General features: G+C 58.7%; 21 protein-coding genes. 16 read left to right on the forward strand and 5 right to left on the reverse strand.

What is annotated here, in order from left to right; translation table 11 throughout:
- Window positions 1–122: 122 nt before the first annotated feature.
- From CHN51_RS07375 to CHN51_RS07445, 16 genes are all read left to right on the forward strand, one after another.
- Window positions 123–638, forward strand: a complete 516-nt coding sequence (locus CHN51_RS07375; protein WP_100093429.1) for an RNA polymerase sigma factor — start codon at window positions 123–125, stop codon at window positions 636–638.
- Window positions 639–731: 93 nt separating this feature from the next.
- Complete coding sequence (locus tag CHN51_RS07380; RefSeq protein ID WP_100093430.1) at window positions 732–1,751, forward strand: FecR domain-containing protein; 1,020 nt, start codon at window positions 732–734, stop codon at window positions 1,749–1,751.
- A gap of 132 nt (window positions 1,752–1,883) precedes the next feature.
- Window positions 1,884–5,447, forward strand: coding sequence for a TonB-dependent receptor (locus CHN51_RS07385; protein WP_100093431.1), 3,564 nt, complete (start codon window positions 1,884–1,886; stop codon window positions 5,445–5,447).
- Window positions 5,448–5,466: 19 nt separating this feature from the next.
- Window positions 5,467–6,066, forward strand: a complete 600-nt coding sequence (locus CHN51_RS07390; protein WP_164089032.1) for a biliverdin-producing heme oxygenase — start codon at window positions 5,467–5,469, stop codon at window positions 6,064–6,066.
- Window positions 6,050–6,502: a YbaN family protein gene (locus CHN51_RS07395; RefSeq protein WP_100093432.1), complete on the forward strand. Its 453-nt coding sequence runs from the start codon at window positions 6,050–6,052 to the stop codon at window positions 6,500–6,502. Before CHN51_RS07390 ends, CHN51_RS07395 begins: the two co-directional genes overlap by 17 nt.
- Window positions 6,503–6,510: 8 nt before the next feature.
- Window positions 6,511–7,284 (forward strand): energy transducer TonB, encoded by a 774-nt coding sequence (locus CHN51_RS07400; protein ID WP_240616945.1) that lies wholly within the window; start codon window positions 6,511–6,513, stop codon window positions 7,282–7,284.
- 186 nt (window positions 7,285–7,470) lie between these two features.
- Entirely contained in the window at window positions 7,471–9,105 is a 1,635-nt protein-coding gene (locus CHN51_RS07405) for an EAL domain-containing protein (RefSeq protein ID WP_164089034.1), read from the forward strand.
- Between the two features lie 26 nt (window positions 9,106–9,131).
- Window positions 9,132–11,204, forward strand: coding sequence for a TonB-dependent receptor (locus CHN51_RS07410; protein ID WP_164089036.1), 2,073 nt, complete (start codon window positions 9,132–9,134; stop codon window positions 11,202–11,204).
- Between the two features lie 12 nt (window positions 11,205–11,216).
- Window positions 11,217–11,744 carry a YfiR family protein gene (locus CHN51_RS07415; RefSeq protein ID WP_100093436.1) on the forward strand — a complete coding sequence of 176 codons (528 nt, stop codon included), beginning with the start codon at window positions 11,217–11,219 and terminating at the stop codon, window positions 11,742–11,744.
- On the forward strand, window positions 11,741–14,077 hold the full coding sequence (locus tag CHN51_RS07420) for a response regulator (RefSeq protein ID WP_100093437.1): 2,337 nt from the start codon (window positions 11,741–11,743) through the stop codon (window positions 14,075–14,077). Before CHN51_RS07415 ends, CHN51_RS07420 begins: the two co-directional genes overlap by 4 nt.
- The gene (locus tag CHN51_RS07425; protein ID WP_100093438.1) at window positions 14,077–14,805 is read left to right on the forward strand and encodes a response regulator; all 729 of its coding nucleotides are present in this window, start codon (window positions 14,077–14,079) and stop codon (window positions 14,803–14,805) included. The genes CHN51_RS07420 and CHN51_RS07425 overlap by 1 nt, the downstream gene beginning before the upstream one ends.
- A gap of 32 nt (window positions 14,806–14,837) precedes the next feature.
- Window positions 14,838–15,197 carry a hypothetical protein gene (locus tag CHN51_RS19530; RefSeq protein ID WP_123906270.1) on the forward strand — a complete coding sequence of 120 codons (360 nt, stop codon included), beginning with the start codon at window positions 14,838–14,840 and terminating at the stop codon, window positions 15,195–15,197.
- Window positions 15,194–15,772 carry an ureidoglycolate lyase gene (locus tag CHN51_RS07430; protein ID WP_100093439.1) on the forward strand — a complete coding sequence of 193 codons (579 nt, stop codon included), beginning with the start codon at window positions 15,194–15,196 and terminating at the stop codon, window positions 15,770–15,772. The genes CHN51_RS19530 and CHN51_RS07430 overlap by 4 nt, the downstream gene beginning before the upstream one ends.
- On the forward strand, window positions 15,765–16,121 hold the full coding sequence (locus tag CHN51_RS07435) for a hypothetical protein (RefSeq protein ID WP_100093440.1): 357 nt from the start codon (window positions 15,765–15,767) through the stop codon (window positions 16,119–16,121). Before CHN51_RS07430 ends, CHN51_RS07435 begins: the two co-directional genes overlap by 8 nt.
- Window positions 16,122–16,147: 26 nt before the next feature.
- Window positions 16,148–17,338, forward strand: coding sequence for a class I SAM-dependent methyltransferase (locus CHN51_RS07440; RefSeq protein WP_100093441.1), 1,191 nt, complete (start codon window positions 16,148–16,150; stop codon window positions 17,336–17,338).
- A 98-nt stretch (window positions 17,339–17,436) separates the two neighbouring features.
- Complete coding sequence (locus CHN51_RS07445) at window positions 17,437–18,804, forward strand: MFS transporter (RefSeq protein ID WP_100093442.1); 1,368 nt, start codon at window positions 17,437–17,439, stop codon at window positions 18,802–18,804.
- A 153-nt stretch (window positions 18,805–18,957) separates the two neighbouring features.
- On the opposite strand, the gene CHN51_RS07450 is transcribed toward CHN51_RS07445, so the two are convergent.
- The 5 genes from CHN51_RS07450 to CHN51_RS07470 form a co-directional block, all read right to left on the reverse strand.
- The gene (locus tag CHN51_RS07450) at window positions 18,958–20,334 is read right to left on the reverse strand and encodes an MFS transporter (protein ID WP_100093443.1); all 1,377 of its coding nucleotides are present in this window, start codon (window positions 20,332–20,334) and stop codon (window positions 18,958–18,960) included.
- Window positions 20,335–20,681: 347 nt separating this feature from the next.
- Window positions 20,682–22,049, reverse strand: coding sequence for an MFS transporter (locus tag CHN51_RS07455; RefSeq protein ID WP_100093444.1), 1,368 nt, complete (start codon window positions 22,047–22,049; stop codon window positions 20,682–20,684).
- A complete protein-coding gene (locus CHN51_RS07460) occupies window positions 22,046–23,059 on the reverse strand; it encodes a phosphotransferase (RefSeq protein WP_100093445.1) in 1,014 nt (337 codons plus the stop codon). Before CHN51_RS07460 ends, CHN51_RS07455 begins: the two co-directional genes overlap by 4 nt.
- A complete protein-coding gene (locus CHN51_RS07465; protein ID WP_100093446.1) occupies window positions 23,034–23,837 on the reverse strand; it encodes an alpha/beta fold hydrolase in 804 nt (267 codons plus the stop codon). Before CHN51_RS07465 ends, CHN51_RS07460 begins: the two co-directional genes overlap by 26 nt.
- Entirely contained in the window at window positions 23,834–25,018 is a 1,185-nt protein-coding gene (locus CHN51_RS07470) for a serine hydrolase (protein WP_100093447.1), read from the reverse strand. Before CHN51_RS07470 ends, CHN51_RS07465 begins: the two co-directional genes overlap by 4 nt.
- Window positions 25,019–25,150: the final 132 nt, after the last annotated feature.

Genomic DNA, 25,150 nt, shown 5'->3' on the forward strand with positions numbered 1-25,150 from the left:
TCGCAACACGCACCAAATAAAATCCCCACCAACCCCACGGCCGTCAACCGACCTGCGCACCCCCCGCCACCATCCTTATTGCAAGTCATTCGCAACTGATGTACTGGGCCTGACGGTCAGTCATGTCTATCAACGCCACCGCCTTGTCGCGTCTGTTGCTTGCAGAACGCCAGTCGCTGCTCCGGCAGCTCAGCCGGCTTGTCGGGCGGGACGGGGCCGAGGATGTGGCGCAGAAATTGTGGCTCAAGGTCCAGGCGGTCCGGGACGATCCCCCGATCCTCAACAAGCGGGCCTATTTGCGGCGGCTGGCGCATAATGTCGCGGTGGATCATATCAAGAGCGACCGGCGCAAGACGGCGGTTGCCCAGCATGCGGAGGCTTTGCTGTGGGGGCAGGATCATGAGCCGGGGCCGGACCGCATTGTGGAATCGCGGGAAACGCTGCAGCGGGTGCGGGATGCGCTGGCCAGTCTTCCCGAGCCGACGCGCACGATATTGCACCTCACCCGCATGGAAGGGCTGACCCAGCGGGAAACCGCTGAGCGGGTCGGGGTGAGTTCGACCACGGTCGAAAATCACCTGCGGCGGGCGTTGCGCGAGCTTGCCCAGGTCCGGGACGGTGATCCCGCCGGGGAATAATATTCCGTATATCTGCTTGGGAAAATAGGGTCGGCAGGCGTCTAATCTTATAGGGCTGCTGAAACCGGCAACCCGTTCGCATCAATTTGTAATATGAACATGAAGAAACAGGCCATTCCGATACCCAATTCCTCTGAGCAAAACCAGCATGCCGACCTTGACGAGCAGGCGCGATACTGGATCGTCCGCCTCGTTTCGAAGGAAATGAGCCAGCGGGAACTGGAAGATCTGGAAGCATGGCTGGCAGAGCATGAAAGCCATGCCGCCGCCTTTGCCCGCGAACGCGCGCTCTGGCAGGATCTGGACATGGTTGCCGAGGGACCGGCCAGCCGCCCGATGCCGGCCGCCGGGATGCGCCCGAAGCCGCTGCAAAAAAGGCCGCGCCTGTCGCGCCGCCGTCTGGTGCGCGCCCTGCCACTGGCGCTGACCGCCAGTTTCATCGCGCTCTTTTACGGCCCGGTCTTGCTGCTGGAAATGCAGTCCGATTTCCGCACGGCTGCCGGCGAGACGCGCAGCATCGCGCTGTCCGATGGGTCGACCGTCATGCTCGACAGCGCCAGCGCGATTGCCGTGGATATGCAGGGACGGAACCGGACCATCCGCTTGCTGGAGGGCCGCGCATGGTTCGACGTCCGGCATGAATCCCGTCCGTTTCTGGTGGAAGCGATGGACGGGGTGACGCGCGATATTGGCACTGCTTTCGAAGTCATGGAGCAGGATGACAGCGTCCAGGTTTCCGTCACCGAAGGCGCGGTCGAAGTGCAGGGCCGGGCGCGCGGCGCGGCGCATCTGCTGGAGGCGGGAGAGCGGGCGCGCTATTCCGATAGCGACGTCGTTCCGCTGCCCTCCCGACCCGTCTCGGCGATGGCGTCATGGCGCAAGGGGGAATTGCTGCTAAACCAGCAGCCTGTGGAAGACGCCATTCAGCAGATTGCCCGCTATCGCGCCGCACCGGTCTGGCTGTGGGGCGATTTTGACGATCTGCCGACGGTGAGCGGTGTGTTCCTGATCTCCCGTCCGGACGAAGCGCTGGCAACCATTGCCCGGATGCGCAGCCTGGAGCGGGTGGAATTGCCCGGCGGCGCGCTGCTGCTGCGCCCCAAGGAAAAATAATTTTTTCCGGGGCATTGGGAAAATTGCTTCGGCATCAGTCTACCTTCTGACAGTTAGTGCGATTGACTCGCATTAGCGATAACGGGACGCCTGACCAACGGTGTCCTGATGCTCTGAAGGGATTGCAAGACGATGATTTCAAAAAATGGCCGTGACAGACGGACGATCAATATTGTGCGGCATATGATGCTGGCCGGTACCGCGCTGAACTTCGTGACGCCGGTGGCGGCTGTCGCGCAGGACCAGACCACGGCAGCCGACGATATGCGGCATGATTTCGATATCGCCGCCCAGACGCTGCGCGGCGCGCTGCGGCAGGTCATGCAACAGGGCAATATTCAGGTCGGTTTTGAAGCCAGCGAAGTCGATGGCAAGCGCTCGGCCTCCGTGTCGGGCAATATGGATGTGAACAGCGCCCTGTCCGCCCTGCTTGCAGGCACCGGCCTGACCTATCGACGGCTCACCAACGGATCGGTGGTGATCGTGCCCGCTGCGGCAGAGGATGATGGCACGGTCCAGCTTCCTACCCTCAAGGTCGAAGGTAGCGGCGGAACCGCGGGCAGCGGCGGGACTTCCGGACGCGGCAACGGCGTCGCTTCGCGCGACGCACCCTATCGCAGCGCGGCCTCGACCGCCCATATTTCGGCCGAGCAGATCCAGCAGAACCGTGGCACCTCGCCGGGCGATTTCCTGCGCGGGGTTCCCGGCGTGCTGAATGGCGACAATCGCAACTCCGGCGCGCTGGATGTCAATATTCGCGGGATGCAGGGGATGGACCGCGTGCCGGTGGTGATTGACGGCTCGCTGCAGCAGTCGACCGTCTATCGCGGCTATTCCGGCGTCGCCGGCCGGACCTATCTCGACCCCGATCTGGTCGGCAGTATCACGATCGAGAAAGGCCCTAGCGCGGCAGCAGACGGGGTCGGCGCCACCGGCGGCGTGGTGCGAGCGAACACACTCAGCGCCAATGATCTGGTGGCCGAAGACAAGAATTTCGGCATTCGTTTCAAGGCGGGTATGCAAGGCAATAATGTCGATATACCGGCGGTGGGCACGCTCGGTACCGGCAACGGGTCCGACGAGCGTTATGCCCGGCCCGACATGCTGGACCTGAACGGCTATAATTTCAGTATCGCCACTGCGTATCGCTCGGATGCGTTTGATCTCGTCGGGGCTGTTGCGCGCCGCAAGACCGGCAATTATTTCGGTGGCGAACATGGCGAAGTGCCCGCAGGCAGCAGCCGCTACCAGCATGGCGAGGAAGTGCTCAGTAGCTCGCAGGACAACACATCAATCTTGCTACGCAGCGTGATCCGGCCAAACGACGATCTCGCTCTGGATCTGTCCTATATGCGCTACGAGAGCGATTTCGGCGAAATGATGCCGTCGCAGATCGTCCGGTTCGGTGGCGCTTTGCAAGCGCCGCTCAGCCGGACCCATGTGAACACCTATACCGGTCGTTTGCGCTGGGATCCCGCCGACAATGACCTTATCGACCTCCATCTCGACAGCTGGGCGACGGATAATTTCACCAGTATCGAAACGCTCTATCGTTTCGAACTCCCCAACGGGACGGTGATCAACGACGATGCCGCTTTCCAAAGCCAGTCCAATCGCTGGGGCTTGCGGCTCTGGAACGATTCTCGCTTTGATACCGGGATCGGCGCGCTCGCGCTTAGCTATGGCGGTTCTTACACACGCGAGCGGCTGAAGCCGCCTCCAGGATGGGAGGATTACAAGGGCAACTCGGGTTACAGCGATTTTGTCGAACCGCGCGACGGCTGGCGCAATGAATATAGCGCCTATATTTCGGGCGAGCTCAAGCCGACTGACTGGCTCACGTTCAATGCAGCGATGCGCTACACGAAGGTAAAGTCCCACGACAATAATCTGGTCGATGTTTCTACCGGATCGTCCGACGACCGGGACAGGGCGACCGGCTATAATGACGAGAATAACAGCGGTTTCTCGCCCATTGCCTCGGTCATTGTGGAGCCGCTGCCCGGATTGCAGTTTTTCGCCCGCTATGCCGAAGCGATCCGCGCGCCGAGCCTGTTTGAATCGACGTCCGGCTTCTCTTTCTATCCCGATCCGGACAATCCGGCACGCGCAGAGCGGTCGCGCAACAGCGAGATCGGCCTCAACTACCAGACCGATTCGCTGATTGTCTCGGACGACGTCCTGCAGGCGCGGCTCAGCTATTATTCCAATCATGTGGATGACTATCTGACGCGCGGTACCAGCGATGGCCTGACGTCGGTAATCAATATCGACAGCGCCGAGTTCCAGGGCGCGGAGCTTTCGCTGCGCTACGACACGGGTGGCGTCTATGCCGAACTGGCCGGCTCGGTCCTGACCTATGAAGAGTTCTGCACCGAAGCGGGAGCATGCCGGGAAGGGGGAACCGCGAACAGCTATATCCCGTCGCACCTTCCTCCGAAAAACAGCCTGTCGGCGACGCTTGGCGCACGCCTGTTCGACGAGCGGCTGCACGTCGGCGGGCGTTATACCCATATGGGGGATCGCGGCAACACGATCTATACATTTGGCGGTTCCTTAACGGTTGTCGATTGGGAGCCCTATGATGTGTTCGATCTGTTCGGGGATTTCCGGATCGATGACCGGATGAGCGTGGAATTCGGAATCGATAATATTACCGACCGCTATTATATGGACGCGCTGACACTGGGCCTGATGCCTTCACCGGGCCGCACTTTCCGGCTCGGCTTTACCGGTGCTTTCGGAGGTCCGGCCAAAGCGGAATCCGACAACCAGCGCCAGCGGGCGATGGAATCCTATCTGCTCGGAAAATCGGCTGCCGGGTCTTTCGATGGCGACTGGAGCGGCTTCTATCTCGGCGCAACCGCAGGTTATGCCGATATTTCTCGAAAAGGCACGACCACCGACGGTGCCGGCAATGCGGATGCCGTCGCCGCCACCGAGAGCGCCGATCTGAGCCATGGCGACATGCAATGGGGCGCGTTCGCGGGCTATAATTACGATCTCGGCGGTGGCTGGATTGCCGGTGCCGAGGCCGATTTCAGCCTGATGCAGGGCAATGCGATGCGCTATGCGATCTCTGAAGAAATCCAGACCACTGCCAACGGCTTTTACAATCTCGCTGCCGATCAGGAAGCGCAGGCGTCGATGGAATATGATTCACAGTGGATGGCCACAGCGCGCGGGCGGATCGGCTATGCAACCGGCCGGGCTCTGTTCTACGGAACCGGCGGTCTTGCCTTCCTGAAGGAGAAGCAGACCCGCGGGCAGTATATTGACACCTATGACGTTAAAAACCTGTCCCAGGCCAATCCCTACGGCTATCTGACCGAGCTCTCCTTTACCGAAACAGACAGCAAGACGCGCACCGGCTGGACGCTCGGTGCGGGTGCGGAAATCGCTCTTGGCAAGAATATCTCGCTGCGTGGCGAATATAGTTACGCCCGGTTTGGGCAGAAGGACTTCCTGTTTGAAGAGGCCCGGTCCGGAGTCGGCAAGTCCTTCAGCTATGATGAGATCGTCGGATATGGTCCGCCCACCATATTCAATATCCCGGGAATCGGGATCATCGAAATCCCGAACCCGATCTACGAACAGGTTACGCAGGTCGGCACCTCCGACATCGAAAACGGCCGCCGGGCCGCCAGCAAGGCCGATGTTCACGGGCTGAAAATCGGCCTTTCCTTCCGCTTCTGACCTCATCGGAGACATTGTGATGACTGATATGACTGACACTCTCGAACCGTCGCGGGCGAAACGGCTCAAGGCTTTGACGCACGACGTGCATGACGCGCTGGACAAGTCCGTGATGGAGGCATCCAGTTTTGATGATTTACCAGGCTATAGCCGCTTTGTGCAGATGCAATGGGCATTCCACCGTGACATCGACGCGCTATATGACGACGCGGGGCTGCAGGCGGTTCTCCCCGGATTGCAGCACCGGCGCCGGAGAGCGCTGATTGCGGCGGATCTTGTGGATCTCGGGCTGGCGCTGCCCCAGCTCGGGGACGATCCGGCCTTTGCCGCCGGAAAGGAAGCCGATCTGCCCACGGCGCTCGGCTGGCTCTATGTGGCCGAGGGTTCCAACATGGGGGCGGCGCTGCTGCGTAAACAGGCGGCCAGGATGGGGCTGTCGGACACGCATGGTGCGCGGCATCTCGCGCCAGCAGAGATCGGGCCGGCAGCGCATTGGCGGGCATTTACAGCTGCATTGGACGCTGTCGCGCTGACCGATGCCGAGGAAGCGCGGGTGGTGCAGGGCGCACAATCTGCCTTTGCCCGGGTCCAGGATCTGGCCCATGCCTGTCTTGGTTGAGCGCGTTCCGGAGAAAACCGACGGGCAGGAGCTGCTGAAGCGCAGCCGAACGGCACGAATATTCTGGCTGGTGCTCGGGCTGTTGCTTGTGGGTGTGGGCTTTGTCGGCGCCTTTCTGCCGCTGCTGCCGACCGTCGATTTCCTGATCCTGGCGCTGGCCTGTTTTGCGCGGTCATCGCCCAGGCTGGAAGCCTGGCTTCTGAACCATCCGCGCTTCGGACCGGGTTTGCGGGCCTGGCGGGAAGAGCGGGCGATATCGCGCAAGGCACGCATCACCTCATGGTGCGGCATGGCTTTCGGCTATGGCCTGTTCCTGTTCGCCGCCCGTCCGGACTGGCTGCCGGCTAGCCTGGTCGGCATCGCCGTGCTGGCCAGCGCCTTGTGGGTCGCCAGCCGCCCGTTGCCCCGCCAGATGCTGGCCAGTGGCGACGAATAGTGAAACATATGCAGCTGCTCGATAAGGCAAGGGTGACGGTGCCGCCGGTCGCAGCCGTTCCGCCGGCCCCGCAACGGATGGCGGAGTCCGGGCCGATATACGAACACGGGCAATATAGCAGCGCATCCGCCGTCAACCGTTCCACCGCCTTCACTCTGACCCTCGCGTTTCACGCGCTCGTGCTGGGCGGCTTTTTCATTCACCGCGGGGCTAGCCAGGTGAAGCTCGATACGCCGGCACTGGCCGTGTTTGATATCGCGCCGCCAGCGGCGCCGCCAGAACCGAGCAGCGAAGTTCCCCCCGGCCCGCAGCAGGTGGAGAAGGAAATGCCGGATTTCGAACCGGTCGAGCAGGATATCGAACTGCCGGTCATTCGGCTTGCCAGCGACAATCCGATATCCGTACAGCCGCAATTGCCCGATCCGGGACCTCCGGTTGAACAGACCAGCGCGCCGGAAAATAGCCCGGTTCCACCGGCACCACAGCTGAGCAGTGCTGAAACTAGCTGGCAAGCGCGGCTTCTGGCGCATCTCGAGAAATTCCGCCGCTATCCCGCCGGAGCAAAAGCGCGCCGCGAACAGGGCGTGGCCTATATCCGGTTCCGGATGGACCGGGAGGGGCGGCTGGTCAGCGCGCAACTGTCCCGGTCCTCGGGCTCGCGGCGGCTGGACAAGGCCGCGCTGGAAACGATCCGGCGTGCGGCCCCGTTTCCAAAGCCACCGCAGGATTGGCCCGACAAGCAGCTGGAACTGACCGCGCCAGTCGAGTTTTTCATCCGGTGAAGACGGGGGCAGTGACAATGCTGCCCCGCAACCTGCCCGCCGGCGCCATTGGTTCCGCCCAGCGCGCGCGGAATTTGCGCCGGTAGATTCCCTTCCGTTTCTCGGCCTTGATCCGGCAGATCGGCAGCAAAAGCTAAACTCCCGGTAGAAACGCCCGTTAACGCAATGGGTAGGGATGATTATTGCGTGAAACATATATTTGGTCTTGGCTTGTTATCGGTCTGGAGAGAGCTCTCTTCAGCCAGCCGCGATGTCATCATCCTGTCGATAGTGGCGGTGGGCAGCTGGTTGTTGATCATAGGCAGCGAGGCCGATAGCCGGTTTCATGACTGGGCCGTTCAACGTTCAGCCCACGCCATCGATCACGTCATTCTGGCCTTCATTCTATTTTCAATATGTTCGACCATTTTTGCCACGCGACGTTTTGCGGATCAGCGTGCGGCAAATCTTGCGCGCGACGCTGCGGAGCAGCATCTTCTCGTCAAGGTCTTCGAAGACCCGCTGACCGGGTTGCTCAATCGCATCAAGTTTCAGCGACTGGTCGAGGACAAGCTGGCTGCCAATAGTGAAACCCAAGCGCAGAGCGCGGTATTCTATCTCGATCTGGACGGCTTCAAATATGTGAATGATACTTTCGGCCATAGCGTCGGTGATGTCATCCTGCAGAAGGTCACGCAGCGGCTCCATCTGGCGATGCGGGAAGTCAATCTCGACGGCGCGCGGACCGAAGATGTGCTTGTCTGCCGTATGGGTGGTGATGAGTTCACCATATTCCTGAATAATTTTGAATCCCCCGCACTGCCGCGGAAAATCGCGCAGAGGATTTTGCGGGCGATGGCCGAGCCGTTCGAACTGGGTTCGAAAAGCATCTCGATCAGTTGCAGCATCGGCGTGGCGATGAGCCCCGAATTCGGCTTCGATTTTACCGAATTGCTGCGGGCCGCGGACGCCGCCATGTATCATGCGAAAAATGACGGGAAGAATTGTGTCACCGTTTATTCCAAAGCGCTGGACGACGATGCGCTTCGGCTATCCAATCTGGAACAGGGGCTGCGGACGGCTTTGGCGGACGACCAGTTCGAACTTTATTTCCAGCCGGTTTTCGATTCCCGCACGCTCAAAATCTCTTCCGCAGAAGCGCTCATTCGCTGGAACCATCCGACATCCGGGCTGATAATGCCCGATACATTCATCCCAGTCGCGGAAAAGCTGAACATCATCAATGACATTGGCGAGTGGGTGCTGATCGAGGCGATCAAGCGGATCGCGAAATGGTCAGGCGAAGGCATACCGATCAAGCTTTCGATCAATGTATCGCCGAACCAGCTGCGCCAGATGGAATTTGCCGCTCTGGTCAAGGCCTCGCTGGCATATTGGAAGGCCAAGCCCGAACTGCTGGAGCTCGAAGTCACCGAAAGCGCCTTCATGGAGCAGATGGAAATGGCCGCAGACCGTTTCACCCGGCTTAGCTCGATTGGCGTGTCGCTGGCCATGGACGATTTCGGTACCGGCTATTCCAATCTCGCAAAATTGACACAGCTGCCCTTCAAGCGATTGAAGCTTGACCGGTCGCTGCTGACGGGGCTGGTGGAAAGAAACGACAAGCGGACGCTGGTCCATGCGATCGTCGCTCTGGCTTCCGGACTGAACCTCCAGTCGGTGGTGGAAGGGGTCGAGACCGAAGAGCAGCTTTCCATCCTCCGGGTGATGGGTTGCGACCATGTTCAGGGCTATCTTCTCTCCAAACCCTTAAAAGAAGCGGAGTTTGTCCGTTTACTGGAACAGCAGGCGTTCGAGCCGATGCAGGCTTCGGGGCGATAATGACAATTGCGAGTGTTCCTATCAAGATGAAAAAACTTAGCAGATCGGCTGTCGGGTCGATCGCGTTTCTCTCTCTGTCCGCAACAGCGGCGCACGCGCAGCTGGACGCGCCGGACGAGGATGATGTCGTCGAGTCCGGCCAGGATGACTCCCTGCTCGATATGCAGCTGGAAGAACTGCTGACGCTGGAGGCGACATCGGTTGCCAAAAAGCGCCAGAAAGTAAGCGAGTCTGCGGCGGCTGTTTTCATCATCACCCAGGAAGATATCCGCCGTTCGACTGCGAGTTCCATCCCTGATCTGCTCCGTATGGTTCCCGGTTTAGAGGTCGCGACATTGCAAAATTCGGTGATCGCGGTCACCGCTCGCGGGTTCAGCGGACGGTTCGGCAATTCGGTTCTCGTTATGGTCGATGGTCGGACCATCTATACCAACAACCTGTCCGGTGTCCGCTGGGATCAGCTGATGCTGCCGCTCGATGAAATCGAACGGATCGAGGTTGTTCGTGGACCGGGTGCTGCCCTTTGGGGTAGCAATGCGGTCAATGGTGTCATCAATATCATTTCCAAACATGGCAGCGATTTGCAGGGCGGCACAGCGGATGTCCGCATCGGGCTGACAAAACAGCAGGCCAATGGCTCCTACGGAGGCCGTTTTGACGAGAATATCAGCTATCGCATTTATGCCAACGCGACCTTTACCGATGGTTTGCGCGACGGCAATGGCGACAAGCTGGCGGGCCGATATCATGGCAGGGCGATCGGCGGGCGGATGGATTACGAGCCCAGTGGAGCGGACGCTTTCACCCTGGCTGCGGAATATTCGAAAGGTGATTTTGACATACCGGCGCTGGTTGTCAGGCAGGACCTCCTGAACCCGGGTTATGATCCCGATCTTCTCGACGGCCGTTTTTCGGCATTTCATGTCCTCGGCCGGTGGACGCATGAAGTTAGCGAGGATCTGGACTGGTCGTTTCAGGCCTATTATGACCGTTCGACGCGGTTCGAATATGATGCGGATATCCAGCAGGACATGGTTGATCTCGATTTCGGCCTGCGCTGGAAAGCCAGCGACACACATGAAATCAATGTCGGACTGGCCGCCCGCTCGTCGGTCGATACGCTGGTCGCGGACGGGAGTTTCAAGCTGAGCAACGAACGGCGCAGCGACCAGTGGCTGAGCGGCTATATCCAGGACGATATCACGCTGATTCCGGACAGTTTGCGCCTGACCGCCGGGTCGAAGATCGAATTCAACAGCTTCAGCGGTACCGAACTGCAGCCGAGCGCCCGGCTATTCTATCGTCCGGCAGAAAATTTTGCCGTCTGGGCGGGCGTATCGCGAGCCGCGCGAACACCATCCGGTTTCGAACGGGATGCGGAGCTGCGGCTGACCGTTGGACTGCCTGATACGCCCGGCAATCCGTTTTCCATACCGATCTATCCGGTTCTCTTCGGCGATCCCGATCTGAAGTCGGAACGCTCGACCTCCTATGAGGCCGGTTTCCGGGCCCAGATTGCCGATGGCTGGTCGCTGGATGTCGCCGCCTACAGAAATATCTATTCCCGGATCGTATCTTTGGGCCAAACCGGTCAGAACCTGATTTTTCAGGAGCCGCTTACCGCCCCCGTTGGTATCGAATTGCCCGTGGCTTTCAACAACAACGGGCTGGCCAAGACCTGGGGTGCCGAGATTGCCTTGTCTGGCAGAATTGCGCTCTGGTGGAATATCGACGTCGCATATTCACATCTGGATATGAAAACCGGACAGGTTGACGGTCTTACGTCTCCCGGGACGACCATTGTCGACCCGAATCTGTCGCCGGAAAATCAGCTGAGCATTCGCAACGCTATCGACTTCGGTGACAAATTTTCCTTCGACAGCCAGTTCCGGCATGTGGGAGCCCTGGAAGGGTCGGTGCCCAGCTACAACAGCGCCGATATCCGCCTGACATACCGGCCGATCGAAACGGTCGAACTGTCGCTCATCGGTGAAAATCTGTTGCAAAAACGCCGACTGGAATATTTCCAGGAAGTTTTTCCCGCACCCGCCGAATATGTTTCGAGAACCGCCTCGATTCAAGCCCGCGTTCGATTTTAGGGAAGCGGGGGAATGAATCTGTTGCACTGGTTTTTGAAAATGGGGATGGCTACAGCGGTGTTGGCCGTGTTGTTGGCGCAACCGCTGCACGCCCAGTCGAGCCGTTCCAATGGCCTGAAGGCGGCGATTATATATAATGTGCTCCGTTTTGTCAGTTTTCCCGAGGGCAGCAACAGCGGTTCGCTAAATCTCTGCGTCGCCCGCCGTATGAGCGCGACAAGAGAAGTGGCGGCCCTGAATAGAAAACTGGTTGGCAAGCGGCCTATCGAGGTCCGCTATATTGATCCGGGTGTGTCGGACCTGTCGGGCTGCCACGTGGCCTATGTCGGATCCAGCACGCCGGCACAAATCGGCCGCATCAGACAGCGCGGCCTGTTGCTGATCGGCGACGATCATGATTTTATCCGCGCCGGCGGTGCCATCGGCCTGGTGAAATTCGGAAACCAGATCCGTTTTGAGGTGAATGCCGGTTCGGCCCGCCAGTCCGGCATAGCGATCAGCTCGAAATTGCTTCGGCTGGCTTCGAGGGTGAAGCAATGATGAAAATGTTCCATCTCTCCGCGCTCAAGCATATGCCATTCCGGTCGAAGCTGACCCTGTTTACCCTGGCAACCGCAGCCTTTGCACTGCTGATGTCGTCGGTCGGCTTGCTTGGCCTGCAATATTATTACAATCAGATCGCCGCCCAGCAGCGATATAATCAGGTTGCCGAAGTGCTTGCGGCAAATCTGAGCGCCGCGATCCTGTTCGATGACAAGATTGCTGCGAACGAGAGCCTGAGTTCCGTTCGCGGCATCAATGACCTGCTGTGGGTCGGTGCCTATGATGCGTCCGGCCGCAAAGTCGCATCCTTTGCCAACGAGGAGTCCATCGTTTCCGCTGGCGCAGACCGGTCGCGGGAAAGCGACATGGGGGATACGCAGATCATTGCCCCCGTGATGGCAAATGGCGAAAGGGTCGGCGAATTACGCGTTGCGGCTCATCGCAAGACCCTGGGGACCATTGTTGCCGATAGTGCGCCGAGTACGATCATCATGTTCATCATCTGCATCACGCTGGCATTTTTCGTGGCGCGCTTTCTGGGGAAAATGGTGTTTCGCCCGCTCGCCAGCATGTCCCAGTCGATGGAACGCATTGGCCGGTCTGGCAATTTCTCGCTCCGTCTGGCCAGCGATGCGGATCCGGACTTCAACGTCATTGTCCGCAGCTTCAACAGGATGCTTGGCGAGATCGAAAAGCGGAACGGAGAATTGTCGCAATCTGCCGAACGGCTGGAAAAGGCAAGGGACGAGGCGGAACATGCCAATCTGGCGAAATCGCAGTTTCTGGCCAATATGAGCCATGAATTGCGGACGCCGCTAAACGCCATCATCGGTTACACCGAAGTGCTGCAGGAAGAATTGCACGCCGCGGGCATGGACAGTTCCATCGACGATATCAAATGGATCTACAGCTCTGCCCAGCAGCTTCTGGGCCTGATCAACGGCATTCTCGACCTGTCTAAGATCGAAGCCGGCGGCATGGAAATCGAATATCATGATTTCGACCTTGCCACGCTGATGGACGAAGTGGTTGCCATGCTTGAGCCGATTGCCTCAGCCAAGGGCAACAAGCTGATGATGCAGATGGACGATACGATTCAGATGCTACGATCCGACTCCACCAAATTGCGCCAATGCCTGCTGAATCTTGGCAGCAATGCCTGCAAGTTCACCGAAAATGGGCATATTGTCATCGTCGTGCGGAAAAAGGAGGATGACATCATGTTCTCCATTTCCGACACGGGTATCGGCATGTCGCAGGAACAGATGGATCGGTTGTTCAAGCCTTTCTCGCAGGCCGATTCTACCACCACGCGGTTGTTCGGCGGCACTGGTCTCGGCTTGTCGATCACCGGTCATTTCGCCGAAATGCTGGGCGGCAGCGTCAAAGTGGAAAGTTCGCTGGGCACCGGTTCGACATTCAGCCTGCGGGTCAAGGCAAATGCCCTGCCCGACGCGCCGGGGCAGGATTCCGGCGGATCAGAGGTTATGGACATGCTCGACGCGCAGGAACGCTTCCGGTCAAGTTCCCTGCCACTGGCGCTGGTCATCGAAGACGAGCCGAGCGCACAGCGGCTTTTGTCGCGGCTGGTCGAGCAGGCGGGTTATAATGTGATGACTGCTGCGAACGGCGAAGAGGGGTTGGAGAAAGCGGACATCTATCGGCCGGATCTGATATTTCTGGATATCGACCTTCCGAAGGTAGACGGCTGGCAGGTACTGGATGCGCTGGAAGCCGACAGCAGCTTGAGTTCCATTCCGACCATTGTGGTGAGTGTCGATGACAACCGTCGCCGAGCGCTGGAAAAAGGTGCCTGCGATCATTTCGTCAAACCGGTAAACCGGGTCGATTTTTCGGATATCCTGTCGCTTTATTCGCTGCGCCAGAAGGGCAAGGTCCTCATCGTCGATGACGACGAGGGCACCGTCCATCTATACCAGCGCGCGATTGCGCAGATGGGCTACAGCACGCGCGCCGTTCAGAGCGGAGCTAAGGCAATGGCCATATTGGCGGATGAAAAAATCGATTTTGTTGTCACCGATCTGAAGATGCCGGATGTGAGCGGTTTCGAGCTTCTGGATCATATATCGCAAATGGACAGCGAGGTCCGGCCACCCGTATTCGTCGTCACGGGCAAGCTTCTGAACGACTCTGAACGGGCAAAGCTCGAAGGAAAAGTCGCCAGAATCCTGCCCAAAAATGGCATCAGCCCGAGAAAACTGGTCGCCAGCATCGGCGCTTTTGGCGATCATGACGATCCGGAAAAGAACGGCCGGAACAGGGACGAATCTCCCTCGATATTGACCACAGGAACTGGAAGCAGGCCTTGATGATGCAGAACAACCATCCGATCGAACCCGCTGTCGTGAAAATTCTTGTCGTCGATGACGTGGAGGCGAACCGTGCCCTTTTGTGTCGCCGGCTGGGCAAGGCAGGTTTTGTGGCCGCGGCCGTTGACAGCGGTATGGCGGCGCTCCAGTCAATCGAGGAATCCCTCCCCGATATCGTCCTGCTCGACTATATGATGCCGACGATGAACGGGGTCGAGGTCCTGAAACAGTTGCGGGACCGCGATGCGACCAAGTCGCTGCCGGTGATCATGGTCACCGCCCGCACGGAAGGCGAGGCAGTGGTCGAGGCCCTGTCCGCAGGTGCCGACGATTATGTAACCAAGCCGATCGATTTTGAAGTGCTCTGCGCGCGCATGGCATCGCAACTGAGCAAAAAACAGGACGCGGTGGAAATCCGGCGCACAAACAATGTTCTGGACGAGCGCGTCATCATTCGCAGCATGGCGCTGGCCGACATCCAGAACGAGTTGCAGGACGAGATTGCCCGGCGGCGCAAGCTGGAAGAGAAGCTGGCCGCTCTGACCGAGGGCGGATTGCACGTGGCGGACAAGAATGGTTCTGCCGATCTGGCTGGGGATCTCACCGAAATCGATGGTCTGGTTGCAAGCATCTTCCAGGTTGCTTCCGAAGGCGGCCAGGTCAATCTGGCAATGCTGCTGAATCTGAAGGAAAAAGTCGCCGGGGCGCGCCGGAAGGCCGGCGCCTAGCCAAATTCACGGCTTTTCGCGCCGGACCGGAATTGGCAATTGTGAAACCGGCCGGGTGGCGATCTGTTTATCCGGTGATCGGACAATGTCGCCTTAACCTGCTGTATCCGGCGGATTTCCGATGCAGGTTCAATCTCAGCGCAGCTTGCAGGGATATCGTCATTTTCAAACAACAACACGATTCTGGGACATGTATCGCAAGATGGCTGCACTACACCTATGCTTGGCTCTTCAAAACGGGCCGGCTGGGCTTGTCATTGTGCATGTCGGCGCATCGCCGATTGACCTGCTTCGCAGGCGAGGCAATGGCCTGGCATAACCAGCCTGCCGTGCGCCACCTTTTTGCTCTGCATGACAATGTGCTGCAGCCAACCCCGGGAACGACAAAATGACCGACCAGAAAATCATTCATTTGCCGCTGATCGAGGCCAGCGCCGAGGCATTGGCACCATTCGGCCAGATTATCGGCAGCGACAGCGGAGTGAAGCCGGTGGCCGTTGATTTCTACAAGGGCGCGGTGGCCATGTCCTATCCGGTGAAATTCCAATGCGAACATCCGGTCGAGGTGTCGCTGGCCAATCTCGGTTTCCGCCCCGGCGAAGTCCGTTATATGGAGCGGCATTTCCAGCATACACAGGCGTTCATCCCGCTCGGCGGAAGACCGTTCGTTGCGGTCATGGCTCCTCCGAATGATAGCGACCTGCCGGACCTATCCTCGGTAAAGGCCTTCCTGTTCGACGGATCAGCCGGCTTCCAACTCAATCTCGGAACCTGGCACGAATTCCCCTTTGCGCTGCAGCCTGACACGGAAATGATCGTTCTGCTTTCCAGTCAAACCGGCTATGATCTGAAAGCCAAAGACGCGGTGACCGAAGAAGCATTCGGTCCCGATCTGGACAAGAAGGATATCGCCGCGCGCACGGGTACATTGTTCCAATTCGAGTGTAAGGAGTTTAGAAATGGTTGAGCGCAAGAATCAGGATCGAACGAGCCGATCCAAGGGCAGCCAGCCGATTGTTTTCGAAGATGAAAGACAGGATGCGCTGGCGGGCATGGTGCTGTCGCTTCTCGGCGAAGTAATGGTCCTGAAGGACCGGCTTGACGCGAACGAGCGGATGCTGGAATCTGCCGGTTTGCACGGCCCCGAGGACGTCGACCGTTTTTCGCCCGATTCTGCCGTGAACCAGCACCGCGGCGCATATCGGCAAGCCATATATGACCGTGTGCTCGGCAGCGCGCTGGAACGGCTGCTCCCCGAATCCCTGGTGGAGCAAACCGCATATGACGGCGTCGTAAGCGAAGTGGCATCCGACTGAATAATATTGGCGAAAGGACCCAAATCATGCAGAAACAGCTCAATCACGCACATTTCGGCCATCCGGTCATGCCGCAGGCGACGCATGACGAACAGGCCATGGAGGACCATTTTCTGGCGATGCGGGCATGGACCAACCGCAATGTCGATCCGCTCGACCGCCGCCTGCTCGACGAGGTTATCGTGCCAGAGGTCGAAGCCGCGACAAGCAAGAAACCGACAAGCAGCGCGCATGTCCGCAAATCGCTGGAAGCCCATCCGCTGCACCAATATTGGCTCACTCTGTCGCTCCACTACCAGGACCGCATCTGGCGCTCGATCGATGGTTCGATAGCGCGCCAATATGAAGAACTGGCCGAGAAGGTGGAACAGCAGACCAGTGCCCCGATCGGCAGTCTGACGCTTGACCCCGATCTCGAAATTCCCCGTTATATCGGCGAGTTCGACCATCACCGCATGCCGGGCAGCTATACCATCGATACGGCGGAAAATGACTTCCGGGCCGGCGCGCTTTATGACCGTTTCTCTTCGACCTATCTGCGCAATATGAACGGTGGCTGGAAAAACGACGGGCGCGGCCACACGCTCGCCAGCCATATGAAAGATTTCTATCCGGACTTCGAACCGAAACGCATTCTCGATCTGGGTTGTTCGATCGGCCAGAGCACGGTGGCCATTGCCAGCGCCTATCCGGATGCCGAGATCCACGCGATTGACCTTGGTGCGCCTATGCTGCGCTATGGCCATGCCAGAGCGGAAGCCATGGGGGTTCCTATCCATTTCAGCCAGCAGAATGCCGAATGCACCAATTTTGAAGATGCAAGCTTCGATCTCGTGACCTCCTCGGCCATGTTCCACGAGACCTCGGCCAAGGGCATGCGGGCGATCATGCGCGAATGCCACCGGCTGCTGCGTCCAGGCGGGATTATGTGCCACGTGGAAGTACCTCCCCGGCATGAACATCTCTCTCTCTGGGACCAGATGCGCTGTGACTTTGAATCTCATTACAACAACGAACCGTTCATGACATCCCTCGCCCGGACCGACTGGGTAGAAGTGGCGGAAAAAGCGGGCTTTGAACGCGAAAACGTCCTGGTGGGATACCGCAAGGGTGTACCCGAACTGAAGGTCGACCGTGCCGATTTCTTCACTGAAGGCCATCCCGAAGGCCGGACGCTACTCGGCAGCTGGTACGCCTGTTCGGCGCAAAAAGCCTAAGCGTTGAAAACAACGGCCTGCAGCGCGATTCCGGTCCCGCAGCAGGCCGTTTCCCGCTTTCTGGCAGACCGCGAAAGTCCCCATATTCCGGAGTTGCGATGACCGTTTCAATCCATTCGGCGGACTCCCCGGTTTCCCAAGGCGTAATGCTCAAATACGGCATCGGGCAACTCGGCGCCCAGATTTTTCGCGACACGCCCGCAGTCCTTCTTCCGATATTCATGATCACCATGCTCGGTATTCCTGCGTGGCTGGCCGGCCTGGCGATCATGGCACCCAAATTATGGTTGGTTATCTGCGATCCTCTGGTTGGGTCCTTTTCCGACCGGCTGGAATCCCGCTTCGGCCGTTCTCCGATGCTGGCGGTGGGCGCCGTTGCATCCTCGATCGGCTTTTTTGCATTGTTCACGGTATCGGATTTTGGTTCGCCCTGGCTGGCAGCGGCCGTGGTTTCTCTGACCTTCTTGCTGGCCCAGACGGGTTTCAGCGCTTTTTCTGTTCCCTATCTTGCCCTGGCCGGTGAACTGTCCCGCGACACGCACGAGCGGACGAAGATATTGGTGTACCGGATGATCTTCACCATGATCGGCCTGATACTCGGCATTGGTGTTGCCCAGCCAATGGCCGAATGGTTCGGTGGCGGCCGTTTCGGCTGGATGGCGATGGGTGCAGTGCTGGCTATAGTCTGTGCTTTCACCATGCTGACCACGGCGCTCAGCCTTTGGCGGTTTCGCGCGCCCCGGAAGGTGCAGGAACAGGTCGGTATGATCGAGCAGTTGCGGCGCGGCTGGCGAAACAAGCCATTCATGATGATAAACATGACCAACTTCTTCCAGTCGATCGGGTCGTCATGCTCCTTCTCGGTGGTCGGTCTGATCTTCATCTACTCGATTGGCGACATTTCCCTGCTTTGGCCCTTCATGGTCGCGATGACCGTTGGATCGCTGCTCAGCCAGCCGGTCTGGCTTGCCAAGTCCAGACGCTATGGGAAACTCCCGGTATTTGTCTTTGCTTGCATCGCCTGGGGCCTGGTCACGCTTAGCTGGCTGGCGCTGGGTACGTTCGGAGACACAAGCTGGGCCGTCCCCGTGCTCGGGCAGGTGCGCATCGAGGTGATACTGGTTATCCTGCGCGCAGTGCTGATCGGCATCTTTAATTCCGGCTTTGTCCTGCTGGCAATATCCCTGTTCACCGATACGCTGAACTTTGGTAGCCAACCGGACCAGGCACCGCAGGAGGGAAGCCTGTCCGGCATGTGGTCCGCCTCGGAGAAACTGGCCTTTGCCATCGGACCGCTCATCAGCGGTGCCGTCCTCTCCCTGTTCGGCTTCATGTCATCGACCGGCGGCGCAATCGAACAGTCGGAGACGGCCATTAACGGTGTCATTCTCTGTTATTCGCTCATTCCGGCGGCTATCGTGATGATCAGCCTGGTCTGTCTGCGCCGATACAGCAAGATCATGTAAACCGAACCGGCTATCACCCTATAGAGGCATGCTCGCTCCGGGCGGGGTCCAACAGTTTTTGACAAAGGTTCTCGCAGTGCGGCCGGGTGAGCGAGCGCACGTGAAACCGATATGTCCGAGCCGGCGGGACAGTCGGTATCGCCAGCATCTGTCTCAGGAGTCTTTCACATCCGGATAGCGCCCGCCGATCTTGTAGAAGCTGATGCATATCGCGTTACAGGCAAAGAAGAAAACCGGCAGGATCGTGAAGCAGAAATACAGCGCATTGACTGCGGATTCGGGCTGCTGGACGATATCGCCCCCGGTTGTCGGCAGATAGTTGGAAAAGCTGAGATAGGCACCAACCGCCGCAACGCCCAGCGCAAATGTGGTCTTCTCGATGACGGCGATGACACTGGACAGCAGGCCTTCCCGTCGCAGTCCCGTGACCTCCCGGTCATGCGCCAGACTATCGACGAACATGGATATCGAAAGCAGGATCATGCCCCCTGACCCCAATCCACTGATTATGCCCCTCCAAATGATCCCCCAGGTGGTGATCGAACTGTCGGTGGTCAACCAGCTCAGCGAGCCGATCGCCATCATCAGCAAGCCGATAATATAGGCGTTGCGTTTGCCCATCTTCCGCTCCATCCACAGCCAGAGCGGCATTGAGAGTGCGGTGGAAATATTCTGCGCCAGCGCCAGCTGCATCTGGCCGGTATAGCCGATGAGCAGGACGTTCAGCTTGAACAGCAGGCCGGTCGTGGCGAGGCTCGCGAAGGCGAGGAACTGGAAAATCTTGGCAGCGACGATCGCGACAAACGGTTTGTTGCGATAAATCTGCTTGAGGGACGCCCAGCTGATCGCCGGCTCGGGTTCTTTCGATGCCTCGATATGCGGAGCCTTGGCGGTTCCGAGAAAAGAAGCGAACATCGCCGAGCCAATGACCAGCGCCATCACCCAGCCCATGATCATATAGCCATTCGCATCCGCACCACCCCAGGAGATCAGCGCCGCCGTTCCTGCCATGGCCAGCACCTGTCCCAACGATACGAACAATGTACGGAAGGATAAAAGCCGGGATCGCTGATATTTCGATCCGGTCATCTCTGACGGCATCGCCATATAGGGCACGTTGAACAGCGAGTAGCCGGTTGAATAGAGGATTAGCGCCAGAAACATGTAAAGCGAGATATAATCGTCGTCCATTGCCGGCGGGGAGAAAATGGCCAGAAAGGACAGTGCCGAAATCAGTGCGCCGGCGAGCAGATAGGGGCGGCGCCTTCCCCATTTTGAACGGGTCTTGTCGCTCATCGAACCGATGACGAAATCGGCGATTGCATCATATAGTTTTGACGCCATCAGCAGATAACCGGCAATCTCGGCGTCTTTGCCCAATACCGTGGTCATGAAGGCCGGGAAATAGGTGGTAACGCCATTCAGCATGATCGATACGCCGACCGTGCCGACTCCGAAGCCAAGGCAGATGCTCATCGGCAACTTCGGATCCGAAGTTCCGTCCGGATTCATATGTTGCGCTTTGCTCATTCCGGCACATCCTTTTGGCAACAGGCGGCCTGCGCCCTGATCAATTTGGGTAGAAAGATTGGAGAAGGCGCGAAGATTGGTGTCCTGAGCCGATCGGGGATCGTCCCGGCGCTGTCCGTGATCACAACGTCCGCTCGTTTGCGCGAGGATGGATCTGCTTTTCCCATTTGTAAACCAGTGGCAGTCTGTGCGCCGTATTTCTTGTCTACTGCATTATTTGCTCGCAGGCCGGATAGCGGGGCTACCGTCTTTTACCATACCCACCGCAGGGGCGAACCGGGCAAGGCGCCAAGCCTGGTATCGGGTTCGGAGATTTGGCCGGGACCAGCTGGGGCCCCGGCCGTATTTCAGGCCTGCTCCGCCAGCGCCGGATCGAGCAGCAGAGCCGTCTCTGTTTTTGCCAACCGGGCCCGGATCATTCCCTGCCATGCGATGGCGTATAGGGCGGAACCGATAAGCAGGCTTGGGATCGCCACAATCGCGATTGACCAGCCGACCTGTGCGGCATCCCCCAGCACATGTTCCGTAACTGTAGCGATCAACAAGGGGCCGCAGGCCGCGCCAATCAACGTGTTAAGGATCAGTGTCAGGGAAATGGAGCTGCCGCGCATCTGAGGCGGTACGATGGCTTGCAGGGTTGCAAACATCACCGTGCCGACCACCGAGAAAACGGCCGCGCTGGAAGCCACCAACAGAGTGGCGACATAGACATTGTCCACCATGACGGCGAGGGCAGAAGGAACCGCCAGTAACGGTGTCAAAGACAAGATCCGGAAACGGGTCATGACCTTGCCGGATTTCATAGACCGGTCGAGCAGATACCCGCCGAGCAACGGACCGATAGCAGCAAAGCCGATGGAAAACGGGCCCAGCCAGGCACCCAGAAATGCGGGCGATGCGCCGAAACCGCGCATCAGCATTGCCGGTGCCCAGGAACCGGCTCCATAAGCAACCAGAAAAACGATGGCAAAAGCGAAATATAGCGGCAGGAATACACCACGATTGCGCCAGAAAAATTGCGCTTCCGCTACACCGGGCAGCGCCGCTTTCGCCGGTGTGACGGCTGTTAGTGCCTGCCGGGCCGGTTCGCGGGTCGTCGCGAGTCCCAGAGCCACCAGCAATCCCACAGCGCCGCATATCACGAAAGTCGTACGCCAGGGGGCCAGATCGCCAATCAGCGGCATAGCGGCAAAGCCACCGGCGACGGCTACGGCAATGATCAGGCCGGTCACCGAAATCGCGATCCCGTTCGCCAGTCCCTGTCCCATCATGTAAATGCTGATGGGACGGCCGCGCTTTTCCGGAGGAAACATGTCGGCGATCAGCGAGATGGCGCAAGGCCCCAGAGCCGCTTCGCCCAGTCCGACCATCAGCCGCGCAGCAAATAGTTCACCGAAATTGGTGGCATAGCCGCTGGCTATGGTGGCGATGCTCCAGATTGCAATGCCTGCGACCAGCAGACGCTTGCGCGATGTCCGGTCGGCGAGCAGTCCCATGGGAAGGCCCATGAAGGCGTAGAACACACCAAAGGCCAGGCCTTGTAACAAGCCGATCTGTACGTCGCTTATGCCCAGGTCGAGGCGGACCGGATCGACAACGATGTTCAGGATTGCACGATCGATGACCGAAAATATGCCTGCGAGAAACAACAGGCTGACCATCCACCACGCAGAGGCGGGCCTTGGCCACACCACCGATGTTGCGTTGGCGCTCATAGCAGCCCCGCGTCTCTGGCGCGAGTCTTGATATAGTCTCCGAGCCAGTCAAGATTGCGGAAGCGCAATGTGCCGCGTCCGACCGATACCGAACTATGAGCCATGCCGGCGACGAGACGAAATGCTTTGGCCATCATGAACAATTCGCCATTTTCGATTTCCAGCGGGGTGAAGGGGCGGACCGACTGATAACCGGCTTCGAACGCTTCGCCATAGGCAGGTGAGAAATCATAGAAGAGATTGCCCCAGACATAATTTTTGACATCCTGCATCAGAAAATCTTCGCCAGCGGCATCAAAATCGAGGAATGTGATCGTGCCTTCATCGTCGACATGGACATTGCTTGGGTGGAAATCGCGATGGCAGATACCCATCGGCACTCCGGCATCGGCCAGTTCCTGCAGTCTGTTGTCGAGGGCCGATGCAATGATCGGATAGTCCCGGAGATCGTCGGGTCGATCATAGACGAAATCGAGTAGGGCGGGCAGGCAGATATTATAGTCGCGGGCCGTGTCCGTCGTGAAGTTATGGCCGGTCCCGGCATGCTCGATACCCAGCAGATGCATTTTGGCAAATTGCGCGCCAATCTGTGCGGCCGTATCCTCGCTCAGCATTTCGCCGAATTTCTTGCCCGGTGCCCAGTCGTACAGGGCGAGGGCCCGGTCACCTTCCGGTGAGGAGGCCTTGAAATAGAGACTGCCGTCATGTTGCGGTACCGCGACCGAAGCAGGAAACTCACGATCTTTCAGAAAGGCGAGAAAATCGAGTTCATAGGCGACGTCATCGACATCGCGATAGGTTTTGCGCCACACCCGCAGCGCATATTTCGTTTTGGCGTCCTGCACCAGATAAACATCGTTCATTCCGCGATACAGAAGCCACGCCTCGACCTTGCCCGAGACGGGATAACGCGCGGCCACCTCACGGGCAATGAAGTCGGGGTGGACGACGGAGTGCGAAATCTGCGCAACCGGCAGTGCGGAATCAATCGAAGAAGAGGCGAAGTTCATTGGCTATTCTTTCCTGTGCAAATTCAAAAATATCTCGGTTCAGATCAGACATGTGACAAATGGTGATGCCGGGGATGAGTGCGGCCGCTTCGAGCGACGCTTCACGCAACTGCTCATCGGGCTGTAGCAGCAGCGCTGGCAAAGTCAGCCCGGTTATTCGTGTGTAATCGTAGGACCAGACGCCGCGATAGGCCCAGCTGGAACGGTCCAGCATCCAGGCTTTGTCCGCAAAGGAACGGATGGCCCGTTCGAGCGGAACGCGCCGGTCACGCTGGCCGACGACATAATCCCACAAACGGGGCAACATCGACAAGATGGCTGTGCCTTCATCGTCGTTGGCCGGGGTTTCCACAGCGTTTCTCAACAATTCGGCCCGCTTTTCTTCGGGATACATGGGTATGCCGGTCATCGCGACGCGCGCTACCTTGTCGCTGCGCAACAACGCCAGTTCGATAGTCAACAGAGAACCGGTGTGAAAACCATATACATCAATCGGACCTGCGATGGCGAGCGCGTCGATAGCGTCCGAGAAGGCGGCCGCATAGCCGGCCATGTCAAGCGGAGCAGGCGGGGGGTCGGACATGCCATAGCCCGGCGTATCAAAAGCGATGACCCGGCGATCTGTCGCAAGGGCTTCCATCAGCAGTTCATATTCATAGGATGAAGACGGATTCTGGTGCAGCAGGATCAGCGTCGGAGCGGACGGGCCTTCCGGGGCGGCCTCGCGATAGTGCATCTGGCCGTAGCGGCACTGTGTATAGGCGCGCTGCACCTTCATTCGATGCCGGCCAATATCATGTTGGGCAGAGCTGAATCATCCCACTGGTAACTGGGTGTGCCGATGCGAACGATCACAAGCTGCTCTGAAGGGACTATATAAACCCGCTGGCCTGCCGAGCCATCGAGAAAATAGACATCGTCACGCGCAAATGGCTCGGCCGCAGGGACTACGGCATTGATGCCTTTGCCATAGGTTCGGCCCGGATTGTGCGGGCTTCCGCGCCATATCTGCCAGCCGTAATTGGCATTGGCCGGCGACGGCGCGAGCATCCGCTTGATCCAGTCTCGCGGTACGACCTGCTCTGTTCCGGCGCGACCGTGGTTGAGCAACAGGAGGCCAATGCGCAGCCAGTCCTGAGCGGTTGCTATCAGGCAACAGGAATAGCGCGGTGAGCCGCCGGCACGGTCCAGCCACAAGGAGGCGTCGCGGGCACCGATCGGCTGCCAGATCGAGCGGGACAGCCAATCCGCATAGCGCATGCCGGTCGCCCCCTCGATGGCCCAGCCAAGCATCGCCGTATTGCCATTGGCGTAACAGAATTCCTGCTGCGGGACACAACCATCCGGCCAGCGGGCAACCGCCGCTCCGAGATCGTTTCCGAAACTATACTGCCAATAGGGACCATCACTGGCGCTAGCAAAAGGCGGGGTCTGCATGCCGCTGGCCATTTCCAGAAAGGCGCGAACCGGTCTGGAGCCTCTCGGCGTTCCCCGCATCGTGGGTATATAATCGGAAATCGGATCGTCTACGCTTTCGATGTGGCCGGCAGCGACCGCCGTGCCAACCGCCAGCGCTACAACGGTTTTTGCCATGGATGCTGTTTCGTAACGGGATTCCGGAGAAAATATGTCCCAATATTTCTCCAGTTGCAGCTTGCCATCTTTCCAGACCAGAAGCGCATAGCTTTTCTCGGTTTCAGCCAGTTTGATAGCTGCGTCCAACGCGGAAGCCCTGATTGCTGGCATCCGGGCCGACTGAAATGGCTCTGCATTGCCGCCCGCGACGTGCTCTTGCGGTTGATACCAGTCGATATCCTTGACCAGCGTCGATAGCGGAAAATCGGCGCGCCGCTGCTCGACCAGTTCGACCTGTTGCGCACTGGGCCACACAGGCAGCGGATCCTGAGCGGACGCGGCGCTGGCCAAGGTAACAGCAAGTAAAGTGACGACCTTACGCATTTCGGACTGGAGGCCTCATGAATTGGTATGTTCAAGTGACAACATGACGGGACATGATGGCTTTGGATATTCAGCGTTATTGAATGACCGTCTATCGGGCACCGTTCCAAGACAAAAAAAGGGGCGGCACAA

This window comes from Sphingorhabdus sp. YGSMI21 (assembly GCF_002776575.1).
GTDB lineage: Bacteria > Pseudomonadota > Alphaproteobacteria > Sphingomonadales > Sphingomonadaceae > Parasphingorhabdus.